This window comes from Enterobacter sp. PL_is379, from assembly GCF_055817355.1.
The window spans coordinates 16361-26338 of record NZ_JBVPGT010000015.1 but is presented as its reverse complement, the minus strand read 5'-3'; the positions used below and the strand labels follow the sequence as shown (position 1 = coordinate 26338).

Annotated in this window: 22 protein-coding genes; 21 read left to right on the top strand and 1 reads right to left on the bottom strand. The window is 50.1% G+C overall.

All coding sequences use genetic code 11. From position 1 onward, the window contains the following. From AC0TOY_RS00725 to bfr, 3 genes are all read left to right on the top strand, one after another. The coding region (locus tag AC0TOY_RS00725; protein ID WP_000308341.1) for an EF-Tu C-terminal domain-related protein at positions 1–187 on the top strand (187 nt) is incomplete at its 5' end. A gap of 179 nt (positions 188–366) precedes the next feature. Continuing rightward, positions 367–561: a bacterioferritin-associated ferredoxin gene (bfd, locus tag AC0TOY_RS00720; protein WP_008503493.1), complete on the top strand. Its 195-nt coding sequence runs from the start codon at positions 367–369 to the stop codon at positions 559–561. A gap of 72 nt (positions 562–633) precedes the next feature. Continuing rightward, entirely contained in the window at positions 634–1110 is a 477-nt protein-coding gene (bfr, locus tag AC0TOY_RS00715; RefSeq protein WP_008503492.1) for a bacterioferritin, read from the top strand. Here bfr and AC0TOY_RS00710 read toward each other — a convergent pair. After that, positions 1094–1567 (bottom strand): prepilin peptidase, encoded by a 474-nt coding sequence (locus AC0TOY_RS00710; RefSeq protein ID WP_473721394.1) that lies wholly within the window; start codon positions 1565–1567, stop codon positions 1094–1096. The two genes, bfr and AC0TOY_RS00710, sit on opposite strands and share 17 nt — an antisense overlap. Before the next feature lie 380 nt (positions 1568–1947). On the opposite strand from AC0TOY_RS00710, the gene rpsJ reads away from it, so the two are divergent. The 18 genes from rpsJ (at position 1948) to rplR (ending at position 9973) form a co-directional block, all read left to right on the top strand. Continuing rightward, positions 1948–2259 carry a 30S ribosomal protein S10 gene (gene rpsJ, locus AC0TOY_RS00705; protein ID WP_001181005.1) on the top strand — a complete coding sequence of 104 codons (312 nt, stop codon included), beginning with the start codon at positions 1948–1950 and terminating at the stop codon, positions 2257–2259. 32 nt (positions 2260–2291) lie between these two features. Continuing rightward, positions 2292–2921: a 50S ribosomal protein L3 gene (gene rplC, locus AC0TOY_RS00700; RefSeq protein WP_003863274.1), complete on the top strand. Its 630-nt coding sequence runs from the start codon at positions 2292–2294 to the stop codon at positions 2919–2921. Positions 2922–2931: 10 nt separating this feature from the next. After that, complete coding sequence (gene rplD, locus AC0TOY_RS00695; RefSeq protein ID WP_000424395.1) at positions 2932–3537, top strand: 50S ribosomal protein L4; 606 nt, start codon at positions 2932–2934, stop codon at positions 3535–3537. After that, positions 3534–3836, top strand: coding sequence for a 50S ribosomal protein L23 (rplW, locus tag AC0TOY_RS00690; protein ID WP_000617546.1), 303 nt, complete (start codon positions 3534–3536; stop codon positions 3834–3836). The genes rplD and rplW overlap by 4 nt, the downstream gene beginning before the upstream one ends. A gap of 17 nt (positions 3837–3853) precedes the next feature. Then, complete coding sequence (gene rplB / locus AC0TOY_RS00685) at positions 3854–4675, top strand: 50S ribosomal protein L2 (RefSeq protein ID WP_000301859.1); 822 nt, start codon at positions 3854–3856, stop codon at positions 4673–4675. A 16-nt stretch (positions 4676–4691) separates the two neighbouring features. Further along, positions 4692–4970 (top strand): 30S ribosomal protein S19, encoded by a 279-nt coding sequence (rpsS, locus tag AC0TOY_RS00680; protein ID WP_001138117.1) that lies wholly within the window; start codon positions 4692–4694, stop codon positions 4968–4970. A gap of 14 nt (positions 4971–4984) precedes the next feature. Next, positions 4985–5317, top strand: a complete 333-nt coding sequence (gene rplV, locus AC0TOY_RS00675; RefSeq protein WP_002919773.1) for a 50S ribosomal protein L22 — start codon at positions 4985–4987, stop codon at positions 5315–5317. Between the two features lie 17 nt (positions 5318–5334). Further along, positions 5335–6036, top strand: coding sequence for a 30S ribosomal protein S3 (rpsC, locus tag AC0TOY_RS00670; protein WP_000529945.1), 702 nt, complete (start codon positions 5335–5337; stop codon positions 6034–6036). Positions 6037–6048: 12 nt separating this feature from the next. Beyond that, positions 6049–6459: a 50S ribosomal protein L16 gene (gene rplP / locus AC0TOY_RS00665; protein WP_002919759.1), complete on the top strand. Its 411-nt coding sequence runs from the start codon at positions 6049–6051 to the stop codon at positions 6457–6459. Continuing rightward, a complete protein-coding gene (rpmC, locus tag AC0TOY_RS00660) occupies positions 6459–6650 on the top strand; it encodes a 50S ribosomal protein L29 (RefSeq protein ID WP_003863282.1) in 192 nt (63 codons plus the stop codon). The genes rplP and rpmC overlap by 1 nt, the downstream gene beginning before the upstream one ends. Then, complete coding sequence (gene rpsQ / locus AC0TOY_RS00655; RefSeq protein WP_008503489.1) at positions 6650–6904, top strand: 30S ribosomal protein S17; 255 nt, start codon at positions 6650–6652, stop codon at positions 6902–6904. Before rpmC ends, rpsQ begins: the two co-directional genes overlap by 1 nt. A gap of 166 nt (positions 6905–7070) precedes the next feature. Then, positions 7071–7442, top strand: coding sequence for a 50S ribosomal protein L14 (rplN, locus tag AC0TOY_RS00650; protein ID WP_002919748.1), 372 nt, complete (start codon positions 7071–7073; stop codon positions 7440–7442). Between the two features lie 10 nt (positions 7443–7452). Beyond that, positions 7453–7767 carry a 50S ribosomal protein L24 gene (gene rplX, locus AC0TOY_RS00645; RefSeq protein ID WP_003863287.1) on the top strand — a complete coding sequence of 105 codons (315 nt, stop codon included), beginning with the start codon at positions 7453–7455 and terminating at the stop codon, positions 7765–7767. A gap of 14 nt (positions 7768–7781) precedes the next feature. Beyond that, positions 7782–8321: a 50S ribosomal protein L5 gene (gene rplE / locus AC0TOY_RS00640; protein ID WP_001096206.1), complete on the top strand. Its 540-nt coding sequence runs from the start codon at positions 7782–7784 to the stop codon at positions 8319–8321. 14 nt (positions 8322–8335) lie between these two features. After that, a complete protein-coding gene (rpsN, locus tag AC0TOY_RS00635; RefSeq protein ID WP_003863291.1) occupies positions 8336–8641 on the top strand; it encodes a 30S ribosomal protein S14 in 306 nt (101 codons plus the stop codon). A gap of 30 nt (positions 8642–8671) precedes the next feature. Further along, complete coding sequence (gene rpsH / locus AC0TOY_RS00630) at positions 8672–9064, top strand: 30S ribosomal protein S8 (RefSeq protein ID WP_006178918.1); 393 nt, start codon at positions 8672–8674, stop codon at positions 9062–9064. A 12-nt stretch (positions 9065–9076) separates the two neighbouring features. Next, on the top strand, positions 9077–9610 hold the full coding sequence (rplF, locus tag AC0TOY_RS00625) for a 50S ribosomal protein L6 (protein WP_003863296.1): 534 nt from the start codon (positions 9077–9079) through the stop codon (positions 9608–9610). A 9-nt stretch (positions 9611–9619) separates the two neighbouring features. Next, positions 9620–9973, top strand: a complete 354-nt coding sequence (gene rplR, locus AC0TOY_RS00620) for a 50S ribosomal protein L18 (protein WP_003863297.1) — start codon at positions 9620–9622, stop codon at positions 9971–9973. Positions 9974–9978: the final 5 nt, after the last annotated feature.

The window sequence follows — 9978 nt, the reverse complement described above, 5'->3', positions numbered from 1 at the left end:
CCGTACAACTGACGTGACCGGTACCATCGAACTGCCAGAAGGCGTTGAGATGGTAATGCCAGGCGACAACATCAAGATGGTTGTGACTCTGATCCACCCAATCGCGATGGACGACGGTCTGCGTTTCGCAATCCGTGAAGGCGGCCGTACCGTTGGCGCGGGCGTTGTTGCTAAAGTTCTGGGCTAATTAATTATCCCCGAATAAAAAAAGGACGCTTCGGCGTCCTTTTTTGTTTTCTGCCGCTCAGGCGTTGTCACAAAATTTCGCATTTTTTGCCTGCTCCCGCCCCGCATTCTGGCGTTTGTGCTATTGTAATCATAACCATTCTCACTTACACTTTGCGCATAATTTGAACGGGAGTTTCTATGTACGTTTGTTTATGTAATGGTGTAAGCGACAAAAAAATACGTCAGGCCGTTCGCCAGTTTCAGCCCCAGTCATTCCAGCAGCTTCGCAAATTTGTTCCGGTGGGAAATCAATGCGGTAAATGTGTACGTGCTGCGCGAGAGATCATGCAGGACGAACTGATGCAGATCCCGGAATACAAAGAGATCGCGTAAGCGCCCATCTTTTTTTTGACATCCCTGTAGCCCGATCTACGCTTCAATGAGTGGAAGCGGAGGGACTATATAATGAAAGGTGATGTTAAAATCATAAGTTATCTCAATAAATTATTGGGAAATGAGCTTGTCGCAATCAACCAGTACTTTCTTCACGCGAGAATGTTCAAAAACTGGGGACTCAAACGTTTAAACGACGTTGAGTACCATGAATCTATAGATGAGATGAAACACGCTGATAAATATATCGAGCGTATTTTATTCCTTGAAGGCATTCCAAACCTGCAGGATCTCGGCAAGCTGGGTATCGGAGAAGATGTCGAAGAGATGCTGCGTTCCGACCTCAGGCTGGAACTTGAAGGCGCTAAAGATCTCCGTGAAGCCATTGCCTATGCTGACAGCGTACATGACTACGTCAGCCGCGATATGATGATCCAGATCCTGGCCGATGAAGAAGGGCATATTGACTGGCTGGAAACAGAGCTGGATCTCATTGCTAAAATTGGCCTGCAGAACTACCTTCAGTCACAGATTAAAGTGGAAGAGTAACCAACGTCTTCCAGCCTACGCATAAACCCGCTGCTGCCAGAAATGGCCCAAAAGGCAGCGGGTTTTTTATTGCCTTCTTATCAGGGCGAATGAACGAAAAGACAAGAATGCAAAGAAGCGCCATCAGCGCCGCGAGTAACGCCAGCATTGGCAGTACGCACCAGCCGTGCCATGCACCAAGCGCCGCCAGGTATTTCACATCGCCATATCCCATACCTTCACGCCGGCAGATAAACCAGTAGCCCCAGTAAATAACGGCAAAGCCAATATATCCAGCCATTGCACCCGCCACCGCGCTCGGCAGAAATTCAGGTTGGATACAGAGTTGGAAGAGCAGCCCAGCCCATAGCAGTGGGCAGAGAAATTTATCGGGAAGCAGACCGTAGCGAATATCGGCATGTACCAGTAAGGCAGTCAGTGAAAGATAGATCAACAGAAAGGGGAGGGTGGTAAGCATGTAAAAGGCCTCAAACGGGTTTGAGCGCATAGTCGTTATAATCGGCCTGTCCGGCAATGCACAAAAAACGGAGATGCGTAGCGGCTCGAAACAAAGCATCGCCGCAGAATACATTGCATAAAACGTTGCGCGCTCTTACGCACCCTGCGACATTGGCGCTTAATTTCTAAACGGCACTTGCGTCTTGCCCAGATTTACGTATAATGCGCGGGCTTGTCGTAATTGACGGCGGGTTCAATCAGAACCAGAGTAGCTCATTTTGTTACTCAACAATGCTCCCAATTGGGGAGCTACGTAAGAACGGTTACACTCTCCCATCAATCGTAATGGGTTTGAGGAGTAATCATTTTCGTTTATAAAATAATTGGAGCTCTGGTCTCATGCAGAACCAAAGAATCCGTATCCGCCTTAAAGCGTTTGATCATCGTCTGATCGATCAATCAACCGCGGAAATCGTCGAGACTGCTAAGCGCACTGGTGCGCAAGTCCGTGGTCCGATCCCGCTGCCGACCCGCAAAGAGCGCTTCACCGTTCTGATCTCTCCGCACGTTAACAAAGACGCGCGCGATCAGTACGAAATCCGCACTCACAAGCGTCTGGTTGACATCGTTGAGCCAACTGAGAAAACCGTTGATGCTCTGATGCGTCTGGATCTGGCTGCCGGTGTAGACGTGCAGATCAGCCTGGGTTAATCAGGTCATCGAGCGATTGAGAGGTTGAAACAATGATTGGTTTAGTCGGTAAAAAAGTGGGTATGACCCGCATCTTCACTGAAGATGGCGTTTCTATCCCAGTAACCGTAATCGAAGTTGAAGCAAACCGCGTTACTCAGGTTAAAGATCTGGCTAACGATGGCTACCGCGCTATTCAGGTTACCACTGGTGCTAAAAAAGCTAACCGTGTAACCAAACCAGAAGCGGGTCACTTCGCTAAAGCTGGCGTAGAAGCTGGCCGTGGTCTGTGGGAATTCCGTCTTGCTGAAGGCGAAGAGTTCACCGTAGGTCAGGACATTAGCGTTGAGCTGTTTGCTGACGTTAAAAAAGTTGACGTAACCGGTACCTCTAAAGGTAAAGGTTTTGCTGGTACCGTTAAGCGCTGGAACTTCCGTACCCAGGACGCTACTCACGGTAACTCCTTGTCTCACCGCGTTCCGGGTTCTATCGGTCAGAACCAGACTCCGGGCAAAGTGTTCAAAGGCAAGAAAATGGCAGGTCAGCTGGGTAACGAACGTGTAACCGTTCAGAGCCTGGACGTAGTACGTGTTGACGCTGAGCGCAACCTGCTGCTGGTTAAAGGTGCAGTTCCGGGTGCAACCGGTAGCGACCTGATCGTTAAACCAGCTGTGAAGGCGTAAGGGGATAGCAATGGAATTAGTATTGAAAGACGCGCAGAGCGCGCTGACTGTTTCCGAAACTACCTTCGGTCGTGATTTCAACGAAGCGCTGGTTCACCAGGTTGTTGTTGCTTATGCAGCTGGTGCTCGTCAGGGTACTCGTGCTCAGAAGACTCGTGCTGAAGTAACTGGTTCTGGCAAAAAGCCATGGCGCCAGAAAGGTACCGGCCGTGCGCGTTCAGGTTCTATCAAGAGCCCGATCTGGCGTTCAGGTGGTGTGACCTTCGCTGCGCGTCCACAGGACCACAGTCAAAAAGTTAACAAAAAGATGTACCGCGGCGCGCTGAAAAGCATCCTGTCCGAACTGGTACGTCAGGATCGTCTGATCGTTGTCGAGAAGTTCTCTGTAGAAGCGCCTAAAACTAAGCTGCTGGCACAGAAACTGAAAGACATGGCTCTGGAAGATGTGCTGATCATCACCGGTGAGCTGGACGAGAACCTGTTCCTGGCCGCACGTAACCTGCACAAGGTTGACGTACGCGATGCGACTGGTATCGACCCGGTTAGCCTGATCGCCTTCGACAAAGTCGTAATGACTGCTGATGCTGTTAAGCAAGTTGAGGAGATGCTGGCATGATTCGTGAAGAACGTCTGCTGAAGGTGCTTCGCGCACCGCACGTTTCTGAAAAAGCGTCTACTGCGATGGAAAAAACAAACACCATCGTTCTCAAAGTTGCTAAAGACGCGACCAAAGCAGAGATCAAAGCTGCTGTGCAGAAACTGTTTGAAGTCGAAGTCGAAGTCGTTAACACCCTGGTAGTTAAAGGGAAAGTTAAACGTCACGGACAGCGTATCGGTCGTCGTAGCGACTGGAAAAAAGCTTACGTCACCCTGAAAGAAGGCCAGAATCTGGACTTCGTTGGCGGCGCTGAGTAAGTCGGAGGAGTAATACAATGGCAGTTGTTAAATGTAAACCGACATCTCCGGGTCGTCGCCACGTAGTTAAAGTGGTTAACCCTGAGCTGCACAAGGGCAAACCTTTTGCTCCGTTGCTGGAAAAAAACAGCAAATCCGGTGGTCGTAACAACAATGGCCGTATCACCACTCGTCACATCGGTGGTGGCCACAAGCAGGCTTATCGTATTGTTGACTTCAAACGCAACAAAGACGGTATCCCAGCAGTTGTTGAACGTCTTGAGTACGATCCGAACCGTTCCGCGAACATCGCGCTGGTTCTGTACAAAGACGGCGAACGCCGTTACATCCTGGCCCCTAAAGGCCTGAAAGCTGGCGACCAGATTCAGTCTGGCGTTGATGCTGCAATCAAAGCAGGCAACACCCTGCCGATGCGCAATATCCCGGTTGGTTCTACCGTTCATAACGTAGAAATGAAACCAGGTAAAGGCGGTCAGCTGGCACGTTCCGCTGGTACTTACGTTCAGATCGTTGCGCGTGATGGTGCTTATGTCACCCTGCGTCTGCGTTCTGGTGAAATGCGTAAAGTCGAAGCAGACTGCCGCGCTACTCTGGGCGAAGTTGGCAATGCTGAGCATATGCTGCGCGTTCTGGGTAAAGCAGGTGCTGCACGCTGGCGTGGTGTTCGTCCTACCGTTCGCGGTACTGCGATGAACCCAGTCGACCACCCACATGGTGGTGGTGAAGGTCGTAACTTTGGTAAGCACCCGGTAACTCCGTGGGGCGTTCAGACCAAAGGTAAGAAGACCCGCAGCAACAAGCGTACTGATAAATTTATCGTACGTCGCCGTAGCAAATAATTTTAGAGGATAAGCCATGCCACGTTCTCTCAAGAAAGGTCCTTTTATTGACCTGCACTTGCTGAAGAAGGTAGAGAAAGCGGTGGAAAGCGGAGACAAGAAGCCCCTGCGCACTTGGTCCCGTCGTTCAACGATCTTTCCTAACATGATCGGTTTGACCATCGCTGTCCATAATGGTCGTCAGCACGTTCCAGTCTTTGTTACCGACGAAATGGTTGGTCACAAACTGGGTGAATTCGCACCGACTCGTACTTATCGCGGCCACGCTGCTGATAAAAAAGCGAAGAAGAAATAAGGTAGGAGGAAGAGATGGAAACTTTAGCTCAACATCGCCATGCTCGTTCTTCTGCTCAGAAGGTTCGCCTTGTTGCTGACCTGATTCGCGGTAAGAAAGTGTCGCAGGCCCTGGACATCCTGACCTATACCAACAAGAAAGCTGCGGTATTGGTCAAGAAAGTACTGGAATCTGCCATTGCTAACGCTGAACACAACGATGGCGCTGACATCGACGATCTGAAAGTCGCGAAAATTTTCGTAGATGAAGGCCCAAGCATGAAGCGCATTATGCCGCGTGCGAAAGGTCGTGCAGATCGCATCCTGAAGCGCACCAGCCACATTACTGTGGTTGTGTCCGATCGCTGAGACTCTGGAGACTAGCAATGGGTCAGAAAGTACATCCTAATGGTATTCGCCTGGGTATTGTAAAACCATGGAACTCTACCTGGTTTGCGAACACCAAAGAATTCGCTGACAACCTGGACAGCGATTTTAAAGTACGTCAGTACCTGACTAAGGAACTGGCTAAAGCGTCTGTATCTCGTATCGTTATCGAGCGTCCAGCTAAGAGCATCCGTGTGACTATTCACACTGCTCGCCCTGGCATCGTTATCGGTAAGAAAGGCGAAGACGTAGAAAAACTGCGCAAGGTCGTAGCGGATATCGCTGGCGTTCCTGCACAGATCAATATCGCTGAAGTTCGTAAGCCTGAACTGGACGCTAAATTGGTTGCTGACAGCATCACTTCTCAGCTGGAACGTCGTGTTATGTTCCGTCGTGCTATGAAGCGTGCTGTACAGAACGCAATGCGTCTGGGCGCTAAAGGTATCAAAGTTGAAGTTAGCGGCCGTCTGGGCGGCGCGGAAATCGCACGTACCGAATGGTACCGTGAAGGTCGCGTACCGCTGCACACTCTGCGTGCTGACATCGACTACAACACCTCTGAAGCGCACACCACTTACGGTGTAATCGGCGTTAAGGTATGGATCTTCAAAGGTGAGATCCTGGGTGGTATGGCTGCTGTTGAACAACCGGAAAAACCGGCTGCTCAACCTAAAAAGCAGCAGCGTAAAGGCCGTAAATAAGGAGCGTCGCTGATGTTACAACCAAAGCGTACAAAATTCCGTAAAGTGCACAAAGGCCGCAACCGTGGTCTGGCGCAGGGTACGGATGTTAGCTTCGGCACTTTCGGTCTGAAAGCTGTTGGCCGTGGTCGTCTGACTGCACGTCAGATCGAAGCAGCACGTCGTGCAATGACCCGTGCAGTTAAGCGTCAAGGTAAGATCTGGATCCGTGTATTCCCGGACAAACCGATCACCGAGAAGCCGCTGGAAGTTCGTATGGGTAAAGGTAAAGGTAACGTGGAGTACTGGGTTGCCTTGATCCAACCGGGCAAAGTCCTTTATGAAATGGACGGTGTTCCGGAAGAGCTGGCCCGTGAAGCCTTCGGCCTGGCAGCAGCGAAACTGCCTATCAAAACCACCTTTGTAACTAAGACGGTGATGTAATGAAAGCAAAAGAGCTGCGTGAAAAAAGCGTTGAAGAGCTGAACGCTGAGCTGCTGAACCTGCTGCGTGAGCAGTTCAACCTGCGTATGCAGGCTGCAAGTGGCCAGCTGCAACAGACTCACCTGCTGAAGCAAGTGCGTCGCAATGTTGCACGCGTTAAGACTTTACTGACTCAGAAGGCGGGTGCGTAATGACCGATAAAATCCGTACTCTGCAAGGTCGTGTTGTTAGCGACAAAATGGAGAAATCCATTGTTGTAGCTATCGAACGTATTGTGAAACACCCGATCTACGGTAAATTCATCAAGCGTACGACCAAACTGCACGTACATGACGAGAACAACGAATGTGGTATCGGCGACAAGGTTGAAATCCGTGAATGCCGTCCACTGTCCAAGACTAAGTCCTGGACGCTGGTTCGCGTTGTAGAGAAAGCGGTTCTGTAATACAGTACGCCTTCTCAATACGAATAAACGGCTCAGCGATGAGCCGTTTATTTTTTCTACCCATATTGCAGAAGCGGTGTTATAATGCCGCGCCCTCGATATGGGGCTTTTTAACGGCTCTGATTTTAGAGTCTCAGGTAGTAGTTGACATTAGCGGAGCACTAAAATGATCCAAGAACAGACTATGCTGAACGTCGCCGACAACTCCGGTGCACGTCGCGTAATGTGTATCAAGGTTCTGGGTGGCTCGCACCGTCGCTACGCAGGCGTAGGCGACATCATCAAGATCACCATCAAGGAAGCAATTCCACGTGGTAAGGTCAAAAAAGGTGATGTGCTGAAGGCGGTAGTGGTGCGCACCAAGAAGGGTGTTCGTCGCCCTGACGGTTCTGTCATTCGCTTCGATGGTAATGCATGCGTTATTTTAAACAATAACAGCGAGCAGCCTATCGGCACGCGTATCTTTGGGCCGGTAACTCGTGAACTTCGTACTGAGAAGTTCATGAAAATTATCTCTCTGGCACCAGAAGTACTCTAAGGAGCGAATCATGGCAGCGAAAATCCGTCGTGATGACGAAGTTATCGTGTTAACCGGTAAAGATAAAGGTAAACGCGGTAAAGTGAAAAATGTTCTGTCTTCCGGCAAACTTGTCGTTGAAGGTATCAACCTGGTTAAGAAACATCAGAAGCCGGTTCCGGCCCTGAACCAACCAGGCGGCATCGTTGAAAAAGAAGCTGCTATTCAGGTTTCTAACGTTGCAATCTTCAATGCGGCTACCGGCAAGGCTGACCGTGTAGGCTTTAGATTCGAAGACGGCAAAAAAGTCCGTTTCTTCAAGTCTAACAGCGAAACTATCAAGTAATTTGGAGTAGTACGATGGCGAAACTGCATGATTACTACAAAGACGAAGTAGTTAACAAACTCATGACTGAGTTTAACTACAATTCTGTCATGCAAGTCCCTCGGGTCGAGAAGATCACCCTGAACATGGGTGTTGGTGAAGCGATCGCTGACAAGAAACTGCTGGATAACGCAGCAGCTGACCTGACAGCAATCTCCGGTCAAAAACCGCTGATCACCAAAGCACGCAAATCTGTTGCAGGCTTCAAAATCCGTCAGGGCTATCCGATCGGCTGTAAAGTAACTCTGCGTGGCGAACGCATGTGGGAGTTCTTTGAGCGCCTGATCACTATTGCTGTTCCACGTATCCGTGACTTCCGTGGCTTGTCCGCTAAGTCTTTCGACGGTCGTGGTAACTACAGCATGGGTGTCCGTGAGCAGATCATCTTCCCAGAAATCGACTACGATAAAGTCGACCGCGTGCGTGGTTTGGATATTACCATTACCACTACTGCGAAATCTGACGAAGAAGGCCGTGCTCTGCTGGCTGCCTTTGACTTCCCGTTCCGCAAGTAAGGTAGGGTTACTGAATGGCTAAGCAATCAATGAAAGCACGCGAAGTAAAGCGCGTAGCTTTAGCTGATAAATTCTTCGCTAAACGCGCTGAACTGAAAGCGATCATTTCTGATGTGAACGCTTCCGACGAAGATCGTTGGAATGCGGTTCTCAAGCTGCAGTCTCTGCCGCGTGATTCCAGCCCGTCTCGTCAGCGTAACCGCTGTCGTCAAACAGGTCGTCCACATGGTTATGTGGGCAAGTTTGGGTTGAGCCGTATCAAACTGCGTGAAGCCGCTATGCGCGGTGAAGTGCCAGGCTTGAAAAAGGCTAGCTGGTAATTACCAATTGAATCACGGGAGTAAAGACAGATGAGCATGCAAGATCCGATCGCGGATATGCTGACCCGTATCCGTAACGGTCAGGCCGCGAACAAAGTTGCGGTCACCATGCCTTCCGCCAAGCTGAAAGTGGCAATTGCCAACGTGCTGAAGGAAGAAGGTTTTATCGAAGATTTTAAAGTTGAAGGCGACACCAAGCCGGAACTGGAACTTACTCTCAAGTATTTCCAGGGTAAAGCTGTTGTAGAAAGCATTCAGCGTGTCAGCCGCCCAGGCCTGCGCATCTATAAGAAAAAAGATGAGCTGCCAAAAGTTATGGCTGGTCTTGGTATCGCAGTTGTTTCTACCTCTAAAGGTGTTATGACTGATCGTGCAGCGCGCCAGGCTGGTCTTGGTGGCGAAATTATCTGCTACGTAGCCTAATCGGAGGAAAGAATGTCTCGTGTTGCTAAAGCACCGGTCGTTATTCCTGCCGGCGTTGATGTAAAAATCGACGGTCAGGTTATTACGATCAAAGGTAAAAACGGCGAGCTGACTCGTACCCTCAACAAAGCTGTTGAAGTTAAACATGCAGATAACGCTCTGACCTTCGGTCCACGTGATGGTTTCGTGGATGGATGGGCTCAGGCTGGTACCGCGCGTGCCCTGCTGAACTCAATGGTTGTTGGTGTTACCGAAGGCTTCACTAAAAAGCTTCAGCTGGTTGGTGTAGGTTATCGTGCAGCTATCAAAGGGAATGCAGTAGGCCTGTCTCTGGGCTTCTCACACCCTGTTGAGCATCCGCTGCCGGCCGGTATCACTGCAGAATGTCCGACTCAAACTGAAATCGTGCTGAAAGGCGCTGATAAACAGCTGATCGGTCAGGTTGCAGCAGATCTGCGCGCCTACCGTCGTCCTGAGCCTTACAAAGGCAAGGGTGTTCGTTACGCCGACGAAGTCGTGCGTACCAAAGAGGCTAAGAAGAAGTAAGGTAACACTATGGATAAGAAATCTGCTCGTATCCGTCGTGCGACCCGCGCACGCCGCAAGCTCAAAGAGCTGGGTGCAACTCGCCTGGTGGTACATCGTACCCCGCGTCATATTTACGCACAGGTAATTGCACCGAACGGTTCTGAAGTTCTGGTAGCTGCTTCTACTGTAGAAAAAGCTATCTCAGAACAATTGAAGTACACCGGTAACAAAGACGCCGCTGCAGCTGTAGGTAAAGCTGTTGCTGAACGCGCTCTGGAAAAAGGCATCAGCAATGTTTCCTTTGACCGTTCCGGGTTCCAATATCATGGTCGTGTCCAGGCACTGGCAGATGCTGCCCGTGAAGCTGGCCTTCAGTTCTAAGGTAG